Here is an 18,889-nt window from a genome sequence, read left to right as displayed (position 1 = left end):
GCCAGGCTGCCGGAAAGCCTGCGCAGCAGCGACGGCCGACACACATCCCGCACTATGGCCGCCGGGCTCAGCACCGCACGGAAACCACCGCAACCACGCCCAGGTGCCCAACCCGCGCCGACACCGCAGCCCCGCAGCCCCGCCGCCGCGCGGTCAGTGCGTGGCGGGGCCCGGCGTCGAACCCTGGGGTCTGCTTCGGCCGTCGCGGGCCCCGCTGCGCGACAATCGCGAAGCGGCGCAGTAGGGGCGTGCGCAGGCTTTCCGGCAGCCTTGCCCACGTCCGCTGGGGGCAAGGACGCTCTCGGCACCCACCCTCGGCGCCAGGCCCAGGCCGAAACCCACCCCCTCCGCCCGGGGCACCGGGCCGCGAACAACCCTGGCGCCTGTTGGCCAGGCTCCCGCCCGCCGTTGTCGCTGCTGTTTTCCCACTGGGAACCGGGCGCCGCCCGCGGACAAGGCCGCCCAGAGGACCTGCGGTCCAAGAAGCTCCAGTTCCGGTCGAAAAGCCGTTTCGGCAAGGTCGGCAAGGTCGGTGAGGTTGGCGAGGTCGGACCGGGGAACCCGGTGCGTGACCGCTCGGCCCTGACCGCCCGGCCCTGGCCCTGACTGCTCGGCCCCGACTCACCGCCCGCCTTCGGTGCTGTCTTTGTCCCAAGTTGACGGTGGGCCGCCCGCGGACAAGGCCGCACAGCAGACCGTGCGCGTCCGCACGTCTCTCCAGAAACGCGCACCTCTCCAGAAAACCGAACGTCTCCAGAAGGCTGGACGTCCGCCACGCCCTTCTGCGGCCTCGGGGTGTTCGAGGTCCCGCCGCTCGTGCGGAGGTCTTCCCGTCACCAATCCCGGGGGCTTGGGGCAGGGCCGCGTCCCCGACGGGCCGACATGACCGATGCGACCGCGGGCGGTCCGCTTGCCCGGGAGGCGCATTCCGATTACTATGACTGACCAGTCAGTCATAAAAGGAGTTGGCCCATGGTCCCTCGAAAAGTCGACCGGCAGGCGCGCCGCGCGGAGATCCTCGCCGCCGCCGTCCGGGTGTTCGCGCGGCGCGGGTTCGCCGACAGCCGCATCGAGGACGTCGCGTCCGAGGCCGGTGTCGCCAAAGGCAGCGTCTACCTCTACTTCGAGAGCAGGGAGGCGCTGCTGCACGGCGCGTTCGATGCGCTCTCAGCCCACTCCGCCGAGATCCTGCGCGACGCCGTTCACGGGCCCGGCGCTGACGGGCACGGCACCGCGCCCGACCGCTTGGCGGCGCTCGTCCGCTCGGTCCTGGGCATGCTGACCGCCCAACCCGACATCGCGCACGTCGTGCTCGACCTGTGGGCGGCGGGGCGCGGCCGCGCCGACATGCCGCTCGACCTCGCGCGCACCTACCGGGAGTACCGCGCCGCGATCACGACCCTGCTGGAGCAGGCCCGCGACGAGGGTTGGACCGCCGACGCCCCGCCGCAGGAGCACGCCGCGATCATCGTCGGCGCCATCGAAGGCTGCCTTCTGCAATGGCTCATGGACCCGAAGGTCGACCCTGCCGCCTTGGCCGACCCGCTGGTGCGGATGCTCGTCCCCGGCGCGACCGCCGCCGCGGCCGACTCGGGTACGGGTCACGCGGGTGCGGCCGACATGGGCACCGGCGACACGGGCACGGCCGGCTCGGGCACGGCCAACACAGGTACGGGCGACACGGGCACGGGGGAGGGGTCATGATCGTGCAGCCCCGGCAGGGGATCGCCGGTGTCGCCGATCGGATGCTCACGCCCGGTGCGACGGCGGCCGAGCGCGTCGTGGGCTCCATCGCCATCGCGGCGGGAGCGGTGGTCGCGGTCATTGCCGGACTCCTGAACGACGCGCCGTGGGCGCTCTGGCAGTACGCCCTCATAGTTGTCCTCGGCATCGACCTGATCGGCGGCACCGTCGCCAACGTCTTCACCAACGCGAAGCGATGGTGGCACCGCCCGGACCGCAACGCGCTGTACCGGTTCGGGTTCGTCGCGGGGCACGTGCACCCCTTGGCGCTTGCGCTGCTCGTGCCGGGGTTCGGGTGGCCGGCGGCGATTGGGCTCTACCTGGCGGTGGTGGTCGGGGCCGTCGCCGTTCTCGCGGCCCCCGCCTCGGTGCGCATCCCGGTGGCCTTCGGCGCGGCGGTCTTGGCGATCGGGCTCATTACGGGCCTGCCCGGTATCGCGCCGGAACTCGCCTGGTTCGCCCCCGTGTTCGTCGTCAAGCTGCTCATCGCCCATATGGCGCCCGAATCCCCAGTAGCCGAATCTCCAGCGACGGAGTCTCCAGCAGCGGAGTCCCCAGCGTCCGAGTCCCGGGAATCTGAATCCACGGCGCCCGAGTCTCCAACAGTGGGAGCCCCGGTAGCCGACTCCCGAACAGCCCAATCCCGAACAACCGACTCCCCGGCAGCGGAGCCCTCAGTGCCCGATCCCGACCCAGAGGAGGCACGATGACCGCCAGGAACGGCCCCACGGGTGTGCTGCGCCTGCTGTTCCGGGCACCCGTCTGGATCTACCGCGCCGGACTCGGCGGCCTGCTCGGCCACCGCTTCCTGCTGCTCACCCACATCGGCCGGGTGAGTGGGCAACCGCGCCAGACCGTGCTGGAGGTCGCCGACCGCGATCCCGGCACCGGTGAGGTCACGATCGCCTCCGGGTTCGGCGGCGGCGCGCAGTGGCTGCGCAACATCACCGCCCAGCCGAGGGTCCGCTTCCAGATCGGCCGGACGCGGGTCGAGGCGGTCGCCGAGCTGCTGCCGCCGGAGGAATCGGGGCGGCGCCTCGCCGCGTACGCCGACCGGTACCCGCGCACGGCGGCCGCGCTCGTGCGCGGGCTCGGCCACACACCGGACGGCGCGGCCGACTACCGCGCGATCGGCGCCGACCGGGACAACGGGATCCCCCTCGTCGTCCTGCGTCCGCTCTGACCGGGCAAGCTCCGGTCCCCGAGGGACGGGCGCGGATGGGGTCCGGGGGAGGCCGGTGGGTAGACTGGCCGGATACTCCGACCGGGGGCGAGCCCGCCGCGCACCGCCGTGGCCCGCCGCCCCCGGCATGACTGAAGACCACGGAGGTGGATTGCGTGCCTGACGATCCCCGAGAGCACCACCAGCGGCCCTCTGCGCAGGGCTCGCGCATCGACCCCTACGTCGGCGCCTACGCCGAACGGGCAAAGGGCATGGTGGCCTCGGAGGTCCGGGCACTGTTCGCAGTGGCGTCGAGGCCCGAGGTGGTGTCGCTCGCCGGGGGCATGCCCAACGTCGGGGCGCTGCCTTTGGAGCAGATCGGCGAGATCGTCCGTCAGGTCGCCGTCGAGCAGGGCGGCACAGCCCTGCAATACGGTTCGGCCCAGGGCGACCCCGCGCTGCGCGAGCAGATCTGCGATGTCATGGCGATGGAGGGCATCGACGCCAGCGCCGACGACCTCATCGTCACGGTCGGCTCGCAGCAGGCGCTCGACCTCGTCACGCGCGTCTTCATCGACCCCGGTGACGTCGTGCTGGCCGAGGCGCCCACGTATGTCACGGCCATCAACACCTTCGCGGCGTTCCAGGCCGACATCGTGCACGTCACGATGGACGACGACGGCGTCGTCCCCGAGGCGCTGGAGGAGTCCCTCGCGAACCTGGCGGCGGCCGGCCGGCGGGTGAAGTTCTTCTACACCGTGCCGACCTTCCAGAACCCCGCCGGGGTCACGCTCACCACCGAGCGGCGGCGCCGCGTCCTGGAGATCTGCGACCGCTACGGCCTGCTGGTGCTGGAGGACAACCCCTACGGCCTGCTGCGCTACGAGGGCGAGCGGGTGCGCGCGCTGCGCGCCGACTCACCCGGCAACGTCATCTACCTGGGGTCGTTCTCCAAGACGTTCTCGCCGGGGTTCCGCATCGGGTGGGCCCTGGCGCCGCCCGCGGTGCGCGCCAAGCTGGTGCTGGCGGCCGAGTCGGCGATGCTCAGCCACTCCAGCTTCAACCAGCAGGTGGTCGGCCGCTACCTCGCCACGTACCCGTGGCAGGAGCAGATCAAGGACTTCACCGAGATGTACCGCGCCCGGCGCGACGCCATGCTGTCGTCGCTGGAGGCGCAGATGCCGGCGGGCAGCTCGTGGACCCGCCCCCAGGGCGGGTTCTTCGTGTGGCTCACGCTGCCCGAAGGGCTCGACGCCAAGGCCATGCTGCCGCGCGCCGTCAACGAGCGCGTCGCCTACGTCCCCGGCACCGGGTTCTATTCGGGCGACCACGGCCACCGCAACATGCGGCTGTCGTTCTGCTACCCCACTCCGGAGCAGATCCGCGAGGGGGTGCGCCGCCTGGTCGGCGTCATCGAGGGCGAGCTGTCGCTGCGTGATACGTTCGGCAGCGCGATCGCGCCGCCGGGGTCCAGCGCCGACGCGCCCACCCCGGATCTGCCCTGATCAGGCCGGAGACACCACGTTGGCAGAGTTGGCAGATGAGAACCAGTCGGCGCGCGACCACGCCGCCGGTGGGACCGAGAGGGATTTGGAGGGCGCGACCGTGTCCGACCTGAACCGTGTGCTGGTGCTCGCCGGGGGCATGTCCCCCGAACACGAGGTCAGCCTGCGTTCCGGCAGGCGGGTCGTCGAATCGCTGCGCCGCCTCGGTGTCGAGGCGCAGACCGCCGACGCCGACTCCGTCCTCCTCGACACCCTCGCCGCCGACCCGCCGCAGGTGGTGTTCCCGGTGCTGCACGGCGCCTCCGGTGAGGACGGCGCCATCCGCGAGACCCTCGACCTGGTGGGCGTCCCCTACGTCGGGGCGCCCCCGCAGTCGTGCCGCATGGCGTTCGCGAAGCCCACCGCCAAGTCACTGGTGGCGGCGCGCGGCATCGCGGTGCCGCGCGGTGTGGCGCTCCCGCGCACCGTGTTCTCCGACCTCGGCGCCAAGGCGCTGCTGGAGCGGGTCATCGCGACCCTCGGCCTGCCGCTGTTCGTCAAGCCCGACCAGGGCGGGTCGGCGTTCGGCGCCACCGCAGTGGACGACGCCGCCGCGCTGTCCTCGGCGCTGGTGTCGTGCTTCGCCTACTCCTCCACCGCGCTCATCGAGCAGCGTGTCAGCGGCACCGAGATCTCCGTGGGGGTGCTCGACCTCGGCGACGGCCCGTTCGCGCTCCCCGCCGTCGAGATCGTCCCCGACGGCGGTGTCTACGACTACGCCGCGCGCTACACCGCGGGCAAGACCGAGTTCTTCTGCCCGGCCCGGTTGCCCGAGGACGTCGCCGCCGCGGCCGCGCACGCGGCCATCACCGCCCACCAGGCACTCGGCCTGCGCGACGTGTCGCGCACCGACCTCATCGTCGACCGCGACGGCAGGGTGTGCTTCCTTGAGGCGAACGTGGCACCGGGCATGACCGAGACCTCGACCCTGCCGCTGGCGGTCGAGGCCGCCGGGCTCGACTTCGCCGTGGTCTGCCGCGACCTCGCCCACCAGGCGCTGCTGCGCGCCTGACCGCGGGGCGCGGCGCCGAGCGGACACCCGCGGTGCCCACCGGGCACCGGCCTGGCTGTACGTCTGTACGCCGCTGCGTGTGCGCGGCCGCGATGCGGGGGTCGGCCGCGATGCGGCCTTGCCGCGGCGACCCTGGTGGCCCTGGGGAGGTGCGGCTACGAGCCGGCCTTCTCCAGTTCGGCGGCGGTCTGGTCGACCGCCCCGCTGCACGCCGCGCCGGGCTCGGGGACGTCGGTGCTCTGCTCGTAGCTCTTCAGGAACTTCTCCAGGTTGTCGTCGCCGGCGTCGTCCAGCGCGACCTGCTTGCCCCAGGCCGAGGCGACGATCGGCTTGGGCATGTCGCCCTCGTAGGGGCTGACGAGCACGTAGCCGCCCTGGGTGTACTTCCCGGCCAGGGTCTTGACCTGGTCGGCCGGCAGGTCGGGGTCGTAGGTGATCCACACGGCCCCGTGCTCCAGCGAGTGCACGGCGTGGATGTCCTTCAGGGGTTCGTCGTAGACCCCGCAGTTCTGCCACGCCTCGTGGTGGTCGCCGCCCACGGGCGGGCTCTGCTTGTAGTCGACCTCTTCGGCGACGTGCTCGTTCGTGAGGTCGCCGTATTCGCGCAGGCCGTTGATCTGCGTACTGTCGTACGCCATCCAGCCGACGTACCCCAGCCCACCGGCGAGGACGACCGCGGCGGCGCCCCCCGCGGTCCACCCGATGATCCGACGCCGACGCTCCTCGCGCTCGCGCTGCGCTCGCATCTGCGCAGCCCGCTCGCGTCGCTGCTGCCCGGTACGCTTCGCCACGGAAACTCCCATTCCGGCTAAAATCAACTACTTACGCACAGCTAACGCGAGTTGTCGAATCGAGGTTCCGTGCCGGGCGATGATCACAGTGACGGATCGGCCGACGCGCCGCCGGAACCGGCCGATGCACCGCCGGACCCGGCCGACACATCGCCGCCACCGGCGGGCCGCGCCGACCGCCGGCGCCGCGTGCTGCGCGCCACCGCGGCCGTGTGGCTGCTGGTCATCGCGTTCGGCGCCGGGTATCTGGTCGCGCATCCCCGCCCGCCGCTCGACACCTCCGCCGACGCCGGTTTCCTGCGCGACATGAGCGTGCACCACGCCCAGGCCGTCGAGATGTCGCTGCTCGTGCTCCAGCGCACCGACGACCCCGCTCTCTCCACGGTCGCCTACGACATCGCCACCACCCAGCAGAGCCAGGTGGGGCGCATGCGCGGCTGGCTGGAGCAATGGGACCTCCCCGCGCGCCGCCCGGGCCCGGCCATGGAGTGGATGAGCGGGCACGAGGGCCACGGCGGCGGGGACGCGCCCGAGACCATGCCGGGGGTCGCGTCGGCGGCCGACATGGACGCGCTGCGCGCCGCCGACGGCCGCGACGCCGAGAAGCGGTTCCTGCGGCTGATGATCGACCACCACCAGGGCGGGGTGGAGATGGCCGAGGCGGGCGCCCGGCTGATCGACGACCCCGATCTCGCCGGGTTCGCCGACGGCATGGCCGAGGCGCAGCGCTCGGAGACCAAGCTCCTCTCCTCACTGCTGGCCGAGCGCACCGGCTGACCCGCCGGGTCACCGTTGCGCAACGAAGCCCGCGCCGGGCCCCGCGGGCGGAGCCGCGCGTCCGCCCCGGCCGTCCCATGGCCGACAGCGGTGCACGGCCGTGCACGGCGGGCGAGGGGAGCGGACCGGTGGGCGATCCGGGGACGGACGGCAGGGCGGCGGGCCGCGTCCGCCGGTGGGCGGGAGCGGCGGCGGCGACGGTGGCCGTGCTGGCCTCCGGGTTGGCCGCCCCGGCGCACGCCTGCGGGTGCGGGGCGATGATCGGCGAGACCGAGGTCGCGGGCGAGAGCGCGGTGGTGCGTTTCGACGGCGATCGGGAGACCATTCTCATGCGGCTGGACGTCGTCTCCGAGGAGCCCGGCGCCGCGCTGGTGCTGCCCACCCCGGCCCCGGCGGAGGCCGAACTCGGCGACGCGGCGGCCTTCACCTCGCTCGCGGAGGTCTCGGCCCCCGTCACCGAGTACTACGACGACTGGTGGGGCGGCCCGTGGGGGTTCCCGCTCGGCGCGGGTTCCGCGCCCGACGGGGCCGGTGCAGGGGTGGACGTCCTCGGTACCGAGAAGCTCGGCCCGTTCGAGGTCGCCACGCTCGCCGCCGACGACTCCGGCGCCCTCGCCGACTGGCTGGCCGAGCACGGCTACGAACTGCCCGGCGACCTCGGCAAGGCGCTGCGGCCCTACGTCGAGGAGGGCTGGTACTACGTCGCGGTGAAGCTCGCCAGCGAGGACGGGCGGGCGGCGCTGTCGGGCGAACTCGACCCCGTCCAGGTCTCCTTCGACAGCGACGAGCTGGTCTATCCGATGCGGCTCACCGCGCTCGCCGACACCCCGCAGGACGTCCGGCTGTACCTGCTGGCGGAGCACCGCATGGAGCGGTCCGACGGCGCCGCGCGCGCCGTACCGTCCGAGGTTGCGTTCGCCGGGCGGGTCGCGCCGGGGGACTTCGCCGCCGACGACCCGGCAGCGGAGCTGGTCGGCCGCGACGGCGCGTTCCTGACGACGCTCGACCACGCCATCGACGACCCGGAGCGGGTGAGCGCCGACTTCGCGTTCACCCCCAGCGCCGAGGACACCCCCTACCAAGAGGTCCGGCACGAGCCCCGCTACGTCCAGATCCTGTTCCTGCCCGCGGGGGTGGTCCTCCTCGGGGCGGCGCTGGTCGTGCTGCTCGCCGGGACCCTGGTCCTCTACCGGGTCCGGGAGCGGCGGGCCGTGGCGCGGTACGCGCGGCGCGGGTGAACCACCGCGGCCCCGTCCCGTCCCGCCCCAGTGGACGGGACGGGACGGGGCCGCGGCGCGCGGGTCACACCTCCGCGCCCAGCAGCGGGCCCACCGCCGCGATGCCGAAGTGCAGGGCGAACACCGCGGTGAGCACCCACATCAGCCAGTGGACCTCGCGCCCCCGCCCCGTCGCGCTCTTCAGCAGGGTGAACACGATGATGCCCGCCCCGATCCCGTTGGCGATGTTGTAGGTGAAGGGCATCAGCACGATGGTCAGGAACGCGGGGACCGCGTTGGTGAAGTCGGTCCACTCGATCCGGCCGATCTGCATCATCATCATCGCGCCGACGATGACCAGGGCGACCGCTGCCGCCTGCTGCGGCACGACCCCGGTGAGCGGGGTGAAGAACAGGGCGGCAAGGAACAGCGCGCCCGTCACCACGCTCGCGATCCCGGTCCGGGCGCCCTCGGCGACGCCCGCGGTGGACTCGACGAAGATCAGCGTCGCGGAGGAGCTGGTGAGCCCGCCCGCGACCGCTCCGGCGCCGTCGACGGCGAGGATCTTGTTGATGTGCGGCATCTGGCCGTTGTCGTCGGTCAGCCCCGCTTTCTCGCCGATCGCCAGGCAGGTGCCGAGGGCGTCGAAGAACCCGGCGAGGACCAGCGTGAACAGGATGATCCCCGCGCTGACGATCCCGGCCGAGGTCCAGGCGCCGAGCAGGTCGACCTGGAACAGCAGGGAGAAGTCGGGCGCGCCGAACACCCCGGTGAACACGGGCGCCTGCAAGCCCCAGGACTTCGGGTCGAGTCCCGCGGCGTACTGCACGATCACGGCCACAATGGTGCCGGTGAGGATGCCGATCAGGATCCCGCCGGGCACGTTGCGCGCCACGAGGATCGCGGCGACCAGGAACGACAGCACGAAGATGACGATCGGCCAGCCCTGGAGGTGGCCTTCGAGGCCGCCGAGTTGCAGGACGGTGCCGCTGCCGGTCTCGGGGTCGATCCCGCTGCCGAGGAACCCGGAGTCCTTGAAGGCGATCAGCGCGACGAACGCGCCGATGCCGACGCCGATGGCGAGGTTGAGGGTGCGCGGGATGGCGTTCATGATCATCGTGCGCAGCCCGGTCACCACGAGCAGGATCACCACGATGCCCTGCCACACGACCAGCCCCATGGCCTCGGGCCAGGCCATGTGCGGTGCGGCCTGGTAGGCGACGATCGGGGTGGTGCCCAGGGCCGCGGCGAGCGCGATGGGGGCGCGCCCGACCAGGCCCATGACGATGGTCGCCAGGCCGGCCGACAGGCACGTCATGGTGGTGAGCTGGGCGGGGTTGAGGGTGTCTCCGTTGATGTCCTCGGCGCCGCCCAGGATGATCGGGTTGAGCACGATGATGTAGGCCATCGCCATGAACGTGGTGACGCCGCCGCGGAGCTCGCGGGAGACGGTCGAGCCGCGCTCGGTTATGGAGAAGAACCGGTCGAGCCAGGATCGATCGGAGCGGGCCGCCGGTCCGGGGCCCGTTTCGTCGAGTCGGGTCATGTCCCCTCCTGGAGGGAGATGAGCGGTGACAACGGTCGCGTGTCACCGTACGTGTGTGAAGCGTTGCCGAAGGTGGCCGACACTGCGCGGCGCGAAGCCGTGGCGGACCGTGCCGGCCTGTCGAGTGCGGTGTGGCTGCGGTGATGGCCCAGGTGGTCGTTGCGGTGGCGGCTGAAGGGCCGCCCGCCCCGGCGCCGTGGGCGCCGGCGGCACGGGGCGGGCGGGCCGTCGCATCGCGCCGCACACGGCGGGCGATGAGCCTGGTGGGCCCCTGGTCCGGGGCCGAGGGCCAGGGACCGGGGCCACTGGGGTGGTGGCTTGGTGGGGCGCGCCGCTCCGTCGGCACGCCCCCGCTAGTCGGGGACGACGATTCCCACGATGTCCTCCGGGCGCACCGGGGCGTGGGTGAGGGCCCTGCCGGTGGCGTCGCGGATCGCGGCGACGACGGCGGGCGTGGACGACAGGGTGGCGGGTTCGCCGGCACCGCGCAGTCCGTAGGGGGCGGCGGGGTCGGGCCGCTCCAGGACGTCGATGCGCATGGGCGGGGTGTCGAGGATGGTCGGGATCAGGTAGTCGGTGAAGGACGGGTTGCGGATCACGCTGTCCTTGACCTGGATCTCCTCCATCAGCGCCAGACCGATGCCCTGGGTGGTGGCCCCCTCGATCTGGCCGATGAGCTGCTGCGGGTGCAGGATCCGACCGACGTCCTGGACGGCCGTCATCTCGACGACCTTCACCAGCCCGAGTTCCACGTCGACGTCCACGACCGCGCGGTGGACGCACATCCCGAACTGGGTGTGCGAGTCGCCCTGGCCGCGGGTGGGGTCGAGCGGCTCGGTCGGCCGGTGGTGGAACTCCTCGGTCGCCTCGACGGCCTCGTCGCCGAGCAGGTCGCCCAGCTCCGCGAGGGCACCGTCGAGCTCGGAGACGACCTTGCCGCCGACCAGGGCGAGGTCGCCGTCGGGCCGCCCGGCCGCGACCAGGCTCCGCGCCCGCGCCAGGGCGAAGACCTGCGACCGGACCGCCTGGCAGGCGCGCTGCACCGCGCCGCCGGTCATGTAGGACTGGCGGGAGGCGGAGGAGGACCCCGACGAACCGACCCGGGTGTCGGACGGGTGGATCGTCACCCGCTCCACCCCCAGCTCCTCGCGGGCGATCTGCCCCTTGACGGTGACGAGGCCCTGGCCGACCTCCGCCGCCGCGGTGTGCACCAGCACCGACGGCTCGCCGCCGATCACCTCCAGGCGCACCCGCGCCGTGGAGTAGTCGTCGAAGCCCTCGGAGTAGCACAGGTTCTTCAGGCCGACGCCGTAGCCGACGCCGCGCACGACCCCCTCGCCGTGGCTGGTGTTCGCGGTGCCGCCGGGCAGGGTGCGGACGTCGGCGGGGTCGGCGAGGTCCCGGCGCGCGACGGGCTGCGCCGTGTCCTTGGCGCGCAGCAGCATCTCCGCCATCGGCAGGGGGCTGTCGATCTCCTGGCCGGTGATGATGTGCGAACCCTGGCTCATGGCGTTCTTGACCCGCAGGTCCACCGGGTGCATGCCGAGCTCCTCGGCGAGCCGGTCCATCTGCGACTCGTAGCCGAAGCACGCCTGCACCGCGCCGAAGCCGCGCATGGCCCCGCACGGCGGGTTGGTGGTGTACACGCCGTAGGCGTCCATCCGCGCGTTCGGGATCTCGTAGGGGCCGAGGCCGAGCGAGGACGCCACACCGACCACCGCCGGGGTGGCCGAGGCGTACGCGCCGCCGTCGAGGACGACCTGCGCGGTCGCGTAGACGAGGGTGCCGTCGCTCATGGCGCCGTGCTCGTAGGCCATCTTGGCCGGGTGCCGGTGCACGTGCCCGTAGAAGGACTCCTCGCGGTTGTACACGAACTTCACCGGCTTGCCGGTGCGCAGCGCCAGCATGCAGGCGTGGATCTGCATGGACAGGTCCTCGCGGGCGCCGAACGCGCCGCCGACCCCCGCCAGGGTCAGCCGCACCTTGTCCGCCGGCAGGCCCAGGCACGGTGCGATCTGGCGCTGGTCGACGTGCAGCCACTGGGTGGCGATGTAGAGGTCCACCCCGCCGTCCTCAGCCGGGACGGCCATGCCGGACTCCGGGCCGAGGAACGCCTGGTCCTGCATGCCGACCTCGTACTCGCCGGAGACGACGACGTCGGCCCGCGCGCGCAGCTCCTCGATGTCGGCGCCCTCGGCGAACGCCCCGGTGCGGATCGGCTGGTGGCGGACCACGTTGCCGCTCTGGTTGTACTCCTCGTGGACGGGCAGGGAGCCCGCTTCGTGGACGAGGGGGGAGTCCGCGTCGAACGCCGCCGCCGTCACGTCGCTCACCGGGGGCAGCACCTCGTAGTCGACCACGATGCGCTCGGCGGCCCGGCGCCCGGTCTCGGGGTGGTCCGCGGCGATGATCGCCACCGCCTCGCCCTTGTAGCGCACCTTGTCGTAGGCGAGCACCGGCTGGTCGGTGAACTCCAGCCCGTAGCGCTTTTCACCGGGGACGTCCTCGTGGGTGAGGACCGCGTAGACGCCCGGCAGCCGCAGTGCCGCGGTGGTGTCGATCCCGCGGATCCTTGCGTGCGGGTGCGGGCTGCGCAGGGTCGTCCCCCAAAGCATGTCCTCCAGCCACATGTCGGAGGAGTACGCGAACGCGCCGGTGACCTTGAGCGTCCCGTCGGGGCGCCGCGGGCTCGCCCCGAGGCCGTCCCGCGTGGTGCTGGACAGCGGCGCGGAATCGGCGGGGGAGCGGGTCGGGGTGCCGGCCGGAGTACTGGTCGGAGCACTGGCCGGGGTCCGGGTCGTGGTGCCGCCGGTGGTGCTGGCGGTGGTTCGGATGTCGGTCGCCATCAGCGACTCACCTCCTTGACGAGGGCCCGGTGGGCGGACCGGCCGGCCGCCGCGGCGGATTCGGCGGGGACGGTGCGCAGTTCGCCGCGCTCAACGACGGTCGAGCCGCCGACGAGCAGGCGCTCCAGCGGCGGCGTCGGCCCGAAGGTGAGCGCCACCACGGGGTCGTCGATGACGTCGTGGCCGAAGCCGTCGACCCGCCACAGCGCGATGTCGGCGAGCTTGCCCGCCTCGATCGAGCCGAGTTCGGCGTCGCGGCCCAGGACCCGCGCGCCGCCGAGCGTCGCCATGTGCAGCGCGGTGCGGGAGCTCAGGGCCTGCGGCCCCTTGCGCGCACGCGCCATGAACAGCGCCTGGCGCATCTCCCCGGCGATCCCGGTCAGCTCCGACGACGCCGGGCCGTCCACCCCGAGGCCGACCACGGCACCCGCGCCGACCAGCTCGGTCACCCGGCAGATGCCGGCGCCCAGGCGCGCGTTGGACGACGGGCAGTGCGCGATCCCGGTGCCGGTCTGGGCGATGCGCGCGATCGCGTCGTCGGAGAGGTGCACGGCGTGCGCGAACCACACGTCGGCGCCGAGCCAGCCCAGCTTCTCGGCGTACTCCACGGGCGTGCAGCCGAACTCCGCGAGGCACTGCTCGTGCTCGTCGAGCGTCTCGGCCACGTGGGTGTGCAGCCGGACGCCCGCGGTGCGGGCCAGCTTCGCGGCCTCCGTCATCAGGTCGCGGCTGACCGAGAACGGCGAGCACGGGGCGACGGCGATGCGGGTCATGGACGCGGGGGAGGGGTCGTGGTGGGCGTCGATCGCGGCGGCCGTCGCGTCGATGGCGCCCGCCGTCGTCTCGACCACGGTGTCCGGCGGCAGCCCGCCGTCGGACTGCCCGCGGTCCATCGAGCCGCGCGCCAGGTCCAGCCGGATGCCGACCGCGCGGGCCGCCGCCACCTCGGCGGCGACGATGTCGCCGCGGCCCGAGGGGAAGATGTAGTGGTGGTCGGAGGCGGTGGTGCACCCCGACAGCGCCAGCCAGCTCATCCCCGCGGTGGTGGTGTCGGCCACGACGTCGGCGTCGAGCCGGTGCCACATCTCGTAGGAGCCCACCAGCCACTCGAACAGGGTGTTGTCGGCGAACAGCCCCTGGGTGGCCCACTGGTACAGGTGGTTGTGGGTGTTGACGAGCCCGGGGGTGGCGACGCAGCCGCGGGCGTCGATGCGCTCGGCCCCCGCGATGTCGGGCGCCGGCCCGGCGCCCACCTGCGCGATGCGGCCGTCGGTCACGACGATGAAGCCGACCGGGTACTCCGCGCCGCTGACGGTGACGACGTGCGCGCCGTCGATGACAGTGGTGCCGCTGCTCATCGGGCGACCTCCGACCGCTCTGCGAGGGTCCGCTCTGCGGCGGTCCGCACGGCGTCGATGATCTTCTCGTAGCCGGTGCAGCGGCACAGGTTCCCGGCCAGGTGCTCGCGGATCTCGGCGTCCTCGGGGACGCCGCCGCCGCGGCCCACCGTCTGCTCGATGAGATCGTCGGTCTGCACGAGCAGGCCCGGCGTGCAGAAGCCGCACTGCACCGCCCCGGCCGCCACGAACGCCTCCTGCACGTGGGCGAGCGCCGGGTCGGCACCGGCGGCACCGCCCTCGGCGAGCCCTTCGACCGTGCGGACGGAGCGGCCCTCGGCCTGGCCCGCCGCGACCATGCACGAGCAGGCCGTCACGCAGTCAAGGTAGACCGTGCAGGACCCGCATTCGCCCTGCTCGCAGGCGTTCTTGCTGCCGGGCAGCCCGAGGCGCTCGCGGAGCACGTACAGCAGGCTCTCGCCCGCCCACACGTCGTCGGCGGTGACCTGCTCGCCGTTCACTTCAAAACTCACGCGCACTGCTCGATTCCCTTCCGGTGGTCGGTGACGGCCCAGGCGAGGGTGCGCCGGGCCATGACCGACAAGGCGTGCTTGCGGTAGTCGGCGCTGCCGCGGACGTCGTCGATGGGGCGGGCGACCGAGGCCACCAACTCGCCGAAGCGCGTGACGGCGCCGGGCGCCAGGGGACTGCCGCCGTCCCAGTCCAGCTCTCCGGCGATGAACTCCTCGGCCTCGACCGCGCGGATCGGTGTCGGGGCGCACGAGCCCACCCCGGTGCCCACCGTCCGGGTCGCGGCGTCGAGGGCGATGGCGAACGACGCGACCGCGATGACCATCGCGTTGCGCGTGCCGATCTTGGCGAAGTACTGCGGGCCGGCCGGCCGCGGCAGCAGCACGGCGGCGATGAGCTCGTCCTCGGCCCGCGCGGTGTGGCGGAGGCCGAGGTAGAACTCCCTGGCGGGGACGCGGCGGGTGCCGCGCACCGAGGCGAGCTCGATGACCGCGTCGGTGGCCAGCAGGGGCGGGTGCGCCTCACCGGACGGCGACGCGCCGCCCAGGTTCCCGCCGACCGAGCCGCGGTTGCGGATCTGCGGCGAGGCGACCGACCGGGACGCCTGGGCCAGCGCGGGCGCGTGCCCCGCGAGTTCGCCGATGATCCGCGTGTAGGAGAGCCCGGCGCCCATCAGGACGCCGTCGCCCTCGGGCGCCCACCGGGTGAGCTCCGGCACGCGGGTGAGGTCGATCAGCGCCGGCGGGCGGTGCTTGTCGAAGTTCAACTCCACCATCACGTCGGTGCCGCCCATGATGGGCACCGCATCGGGGTGCGCACTCTTGACGGCGAGCGCCTCCTCCCAGGTGGAAGGGCTCAGGAAGTCCATACTCATCCTCGTTCGTCGACGTGTCGCGGAAACGTAGAAGCGGAAGGCAACGGGACCTGCTCGTGCCGGGTGCCCCGGCTTCTCGGCGTCTTTGTGAAGTACACCACTGCGAAAAGAGCGCGAACTAGCACGCGATGACATGAAGTACCTACCCGTTCAGCGGCCGCCGTTCGTATTTTCCTCCAAGGCATGTGTCGGCTACGGTGGCCCGAACCGGTGCTGCCCGCGCAGAACGCGCCGAACGGCGCGCTCCTGAGTTCAATGCGAGGGTCTCCATGCACATCAGTGAGCTGATGGCCATCAAGCGCCTGCGACTGCGGTTCCTCAGCGGGGCCGAGCACGCGCACCGCGAGGTCCGCTGGGCCTACACCACCGACCTGCTCGAACCCCGCCGCTACCTGTCCGGCGGCGAGCTGGTCCTGACCGGCATGATGTGGCGCACCGGGCCCGGCGACTCCGAGGTCTTCGTCCGCTCGCTGGTCGACGCCGGGGTGGTGTGCGCGGCGGCCGGAACCGCTCTGGGCGAGATCCCGCCCGACCTCATCGCGGCGTGCGAGGCGCACGGGCTGCCGCTCATCGAGGTGCCGACCGAGACCTCGTTCGGCGCCGTCACCGAGGAGGTCCTCGGGCTGCTCACCCGGCACCGCTTCAGCGCCATCGCCGAGAACCGCGACCGGCACCGCAGGCTCATGGCGGAGGTCGCCGCGGGCGCCGACTTCCCCGAAGTGTTCGCCGCGGCAGCCGCCGAGGCCGGGGTGTCCGCGTGGGTGCTCTCCAGCACCGGGCGTGCCGTCGCCGCCGCCGGCCCGGAACTCTCCGCGGCCGACCGCGAATGGCTCTCGGAACACCTGCTGAACTGGACCGACTTCCCGCACGGCGGCGTCCTGCCGGCCTCGGAGGGCGCAGCGGAGCGCGCGGTCACCCTGCTGCCGGTGCGCACCCCCGGCGCGCACCCCCTCCCCAGCTGGGTCCTCGTGTGCACCGGCGACCACCGCGCGTGGACCGAGGAGACGCACGAGGCAGTCGCCGAACTGCTGTCGATCGCGGTGCTCGCGCGCAGCCGCGACGAAGAGCACTCCGACACCGACGCACGGCATCTGGAGCATCTGCCGAAACTGCTCGCCGCGCAGCGCTTCGGCGAGGCAGCGGAGCTGCTGCGCGTCGTCGGCGGACCGGCCGCCACCCGGGCGGGGCAGGGCTATGTCGTCGTCAGCGCCGCGCTCGTCCCCGAACCGCGCCGCTCCGACCTCGCGCGGCGCATCACCGCCGAACTGGTGGGCGGGCGGCCCGGCGCGGTCGTGGTCGGCGACAACGACGCCATGGCGATCGTCCGCGCCGGCCCGGGCACCGGCGGGCCGGACAGTGGCGGAACGGGCACAGACCGGTCGGACAGCGGCGGGCCTGGCAGCGGCGGAGCGGGCAGTGGCGGGTCGAGCACCGACGGCGGCTCCCTTCCCGTGGAAGAGGCCTTGCGCGCCGAGATCGAGCACGGGGCCCGCCTTCTGGAGCCGGGGCTCGCCGACCACCGGCTCACCATCGGCATCAGCTCCACGGCGCGCGACGTCCGCGGGCTGCGCGGCGCGGTGGTCGAGGCGCGGCACGCGCGCCGCCTCGCCGACCTGCGCGGCGGGCGCTCCCAGGTCGTCGAGGGCGCCGAGATCGATTCCCACGAGCTGCTGCTGGCGTCGGTACCCGAGGACGTGCAGTCCTCCTACCGCGACCGGATGCTCGGCCCGCTGATCGAATACGACCGTGACCACCGCTCCGACCTGGTGGCGACCCTGACGACCTTCCTGGAGCACTCCGGCTCCTGGCAGCGGTGCGCCGCGGCCATGCACGTCCACGTCAACACCCTCCGCTACCGGATCGGCCGCGTCGAGGAGCTGACCCGGCGCGACCTGTCCAACCTGGAACACCGGGTCGACCTGTTCCTCGCCCTCAAACTCCGCAACTGACCCCCGCCCCCGCGATGCCGTTGACCCAACGGGCGGAGGTTGCCCCCAACCTCCGCCCCGGGAGTAAGGGCGGGTGCTCGCACAGCCTCGTGTCGCGGGAGCAGGGGGTGAGTTGCCGTCGCGGATGCGAAGCACCCGGCGGCGCGAAGCACCACGCTGGAGTTTTCCCGCCAGTCCTGTCCGCAGTGACGGGCGGAACCGTGCCTGGGGTCGGGTGCGGCGGGCCCGCTCGCGTTCCCCGCGGAGCGGAAGTCTTCAACGTCGCGGGGGCGGACCGTGGTCGAGGGATGTCCCGGGTTTCTCAGGTGACCGGACACCGACTCGGAACGCAAAACCACGGCCTGCCATTGCTGCCATGTCCCGGGCGCAGGACCGCCGCCCGCGGTGGCCCGGGTCTGGTGCGGACGGTACAGCGTGGTGTTTCGTGCCGCCGGGTGCTTCGCACTCCCCTACTGCGCCCGCTTCGCGGAGTATCGCGCAGCGGGGGCCCGCGACGGCAGCCCACCCGCTGTCGCCATAGGCGCCAGGTGATCGGGCCGGGGTGGAGCGGCGGTGGCGTGTCGGTGGGGGCCGATAGCGTCGGCCCGGACCGAGGACGTCGCGGAGAAGGGGAACGCATGGCAGTCGGCGAGATCGAGGAGGCGCTGCGCAGTGGCGCACCGCTGGAGGGCGTCGACCTGGGGGATTCCGACCTCCGGCGGCTGCTCGGCGCCGACCCCGGGGTGCCGCGCGTGTTCTCCCGCTGCGACCTGAGCGGCGCCGATCTGCGCGATACCTTCCTCATCGAGGCGGAGTTCACCGACTGCCGACTCGACGGCGCGCGCCTGGAGAGCGCCGCGCTCGACGGCGCCCGTTTCACCGGCGGCAGCGCCGCGGGGGCGGTGTTCACCGCGGCCGAGGCCGCCGACGGCCGCTTCACGCGCGTCGACCTCGCCAACACCCAGTGGTCGGGCACGCTGCTGACCGGCGCCGCGTTCACGGGGTGCCGCTTGACCGGGGCGAACTTCGGCGGCTGCCGGGGGATCGACTACACCTTCGCCGAGTGCAACCTGATGCTGGCCCGCCTCAAGGGCATCAGCATGCGCGGTCAGACCCTGCGCGGCCTGCGCATGGACGAAGCCGACCTCACAAAGGCCGACCTGCGCGAGACCGTCTGGTACGAGTCCCGGCTGCGCGGCGCGGTGCTGGCGGGCGCCCGGATGCAGGGCGCCGACCTGCGCGGCGCCGACCTCGGTGAGATCGACCTCGCCCAGGTCGCCCCGCTGAGCGGCGCGACCATCGCGCCCGACCAGGCCACGATGCTGCTGTCGGGCGTGGGGATCCAGGTGGTCGAATAGCGGGAGGTCGTGCCCCGCGGGCCGCCACTGTCGCTGTGAACCGGGGTGATCCCGAGGGCGGGGATCACGTCCGCATCACGATCCGCCGCCTCTGCTCCCGTCGATACGTGTGCCGCACGCGGCGGATCCCTTGGTGCGGCGGCGTTTTCGGGTCGTGGGCTGCGGTGTGAAGGGATTGCGTGGAATCGTTTACATCGATCTTGTAATCGATTACATTACTGGC

15 protein-coding genes are annotated in these 18,889 nt (G+C 72.9%); 9 read left to right on the top strand and 6 right to left on the bottom strand.

Annotated features, from left to right (window positions below; genetic code table 11):
• The first annotated feature begins 972 nt into the window (after window positions 1-972).
• The 5 genes from CLV63_RS08605 (at window position 973) to CLV63_RS08585 (ending at window position 5,461) form a co-directional block, all read left to right on the top strand.
• The gene (locus tag CLV63_RS08605; RefSeq protein WP_106582387.1) at window positions 973-1,704 is read left to right on the top strand and encodes a TetR/AcrR family transcriptional regulator; all 732 of its coding nucleotides are present in this window, start codon (window positions 973-975) and stop codon (window positions 1,702-1,704) included.
• Window positions 1,701-2,453 (top strand): hypothetical protein, encoded by a 753-nt coding sequence (locus CLV63_RS08600; protein ID WP_106582386.1) that lies wholly within the window; start codon window positions 1,701-1,703, stop codon window positions 2,451-2,453. The genes CLV63_RS08605 and CLV63_RS08600 overlap by 4 nt, the downstream gene beginning before the upstream one ends.
• Window positions 2,450-2,926 carry a nitroreductase family deazaflavin-dependent oxidoreductase gene (locus CLV63_RS08595; RefSeq protein WP_106582385.1) on the top strand — a complete coding sequence of 159 codons (477 nt, stop codon included), beginning with the start codon at window positions 2,450-2,452 and terminating at the stop codon, window positions 2,924-2,926. The genes CLV63_RS08600 and CLV63_RS08595 overlap by 4 nt, the downstream gene beginning before the upstream one ends.
• A gap of 251 nt (window positions 2,927-3,177) precedes the next feature.
• A complete protein-coding gene (locus CLV63_RS08590) occupies window positions 3,178-4,410 on the top strand; it encodes an aminotransferase-like domain-containing protein (protein ID WP_211301217.1) in 1,233 nt (410 codons plus the stop codon).
• 100 nt (window positions 4,411-4,510) lie between these two features.
• Window positions 4,511-5,461: a D-alanine--D-alanine ligase family protein gene (locus tag CLV63_RS08585; RefSeq protein ID WP_106582435.1), complete on the top strand. Its 951-nt coding sequence runs from the start codon at window positions 4,511-4,513 to the stop codon at window positions 5,459-5,461.
• 155 nt (window positions 5,462-5,616) lie between these two features.
• Here the strand turns inward: CLV63_RS08585 and CLV63_RS08580 are convergent, their stop codons facing one another.
• Window positions 5,617-6,252 carry a DUF3105 domain-containing protein gene (locus CLV63_RS08580; RefSeq protein WP_106582383.1) on the bottom strand — a complete coding sequence of 212 codons (636 nt, stop codon included), beginning with the start codon at window positions 6,250-6,252 and terminating at the stop codon, window positions 5,617-5,619.
• A gap of 69 nt (window positions 6,253-6,321) precedes the next feature.
• Here CLV63_RS08580 and CLV63_RS08575 point away from each other — a divergent pair, with 69 nt between their 5' ends.
• Both CLV63_RS08575 and CLV63_RS08570 read left to right on the top strand, forming a co-directional pair.
• Window positions 6,322-7,029, top strand: a complete 708-nt coding sequence (locus tag CLV63_RS08575) for a DUF305 domain-containing protein (protein WP_106582382.1) — start codon at window positions 6,322-6,324, stop codon at window positions 7,027-7,029.
• Between the two features lie 128 nt (window positions 7,030-7,157).
• Window positions 7,158-8,267, top strand: coding sequence for a DUF2330 domain-containing protein (locus CLV63_RS08570; protein WP_170134176.1), 1,110 nt, complete (start codon window positions 7,158-7,160; stop codon window positions 8,265-8,267).
• 64 nt (window positions 8,268-8,331) lie between these two features.
• On the opposite strand, the gene CLV63_RS08565 is transcribed toward CLV63_RS08570, so the two are convergent.
• From CLV63_RS08565 to CLV63_RS08545, 5 genes are all read right to left on the bottom strand, one after another.
• Window positions 8,332-9,792 (bottom strand): NCS2 family permease, encoded by a 1,461-nt coding sequence (locus CLV63_RS08565; RefSeq protein ID WP_106582380.1) that lies wholly within the window; start codon window positions 9,790-9,792, stop codon window positions 8,332-8,334.
• Window positions 9,793-10,145: 353 nt separating this feature from the next.
• Window positions 10,146-12,638, bottom strand: a complete 2,493-nt coding sequence (locus CLV63_RS08560) for a xanthine dehydrogenase family protein molybdopterin-binding subunit (RefSeq protein WP_106582379.1) — start codon at window positions 12,636-12,638, stop codon at window positions 10,146-10,148.
• Window positions 12,638-13,996, bottom strand: coding sequence for an 8-oxoguanine deaminase (locus CLV63_RS08555; RefSeq protein ID WP_106582378.1), 1,359 nt, complete (start codon window positions 13,994-13,996; stop codon window positions 12,638-12,640). Before CLV63_RS08555 ends, CLV63_RS08560 begins: the two co-directional genes overlap by 1 nt.
• Entirely contained in the window at window positions 13,993-14,514 is a 522-nt protein-coding gene (locus CLV63_RS08550) for a (2Fe-2S)-binding protein (RefSeq protein ID WP_106582377.1), read from the bottom strand. Before CLV63_RS08550 ends, CLV63_RS08555 begins: the two co-directional genes overlap by 4 nt.
• Window positions 14,505-15,374 (bottom strand): FAD binding domain-containing protein, encoded by an 870-nt coding sequence (locus tag CLV63_RS08545; protein WP_106582376.1) that lies wholly within the window; start codon window positions 15,372-15,374, stop codon window positions 14,505-14,507. Before CLV63_RS08545 ends, CLV63_RS08550 begins: the two co-directional genes overlap by 10 nt.
• Window positions 15,375-15,649: 275 nt before the next feature.
• Between CLV63_RS08545 and CLV63_RS08540 the strand changes: the two genes are divergently transcribed.
• Window positions 15,650-17,329, top strand: coding sequence for a PucR family transcriptional regulator (locus tag CLV63_RS08540; RefSeq protein WP_106582375.1), 1,680 nt, complete (start codon window positions 15,650-15,652; stop codon window positions 17,327-17,329).
• Window positions 17,330-17,946: 617 nt separating this feature from the next.
• On the top strand, window positions 17,947-18,666 hold the full coding sequence (locus CLV63_RS08535) for a pentapeptide repeat-containing protein (protein ID WP_106582374.1): 720 nt from the start codon (window positions 17,947-17,949) through the stop codon (window positions 18,664-18,666).
• The last annotated feature ends 223 nt before the right edge of the window (window positions 18,667-18,889 follow it).

This window comes from Murinocardiopsis flavida, from assembly GCF_003014485.1.
In the GTDB taxonomy this organism is placed as follows: Bacteria; Actinomycetota; Actinomycetes; order Streptosporangiales; family Streptosporangiaceae; genus Murinocardiopsis; species Murinocardiopsis flavida.
Note: the sequence above shows the minus strand (reverse complement) of the source record. Positions and strands in the feature narration are given on the sequence as shown.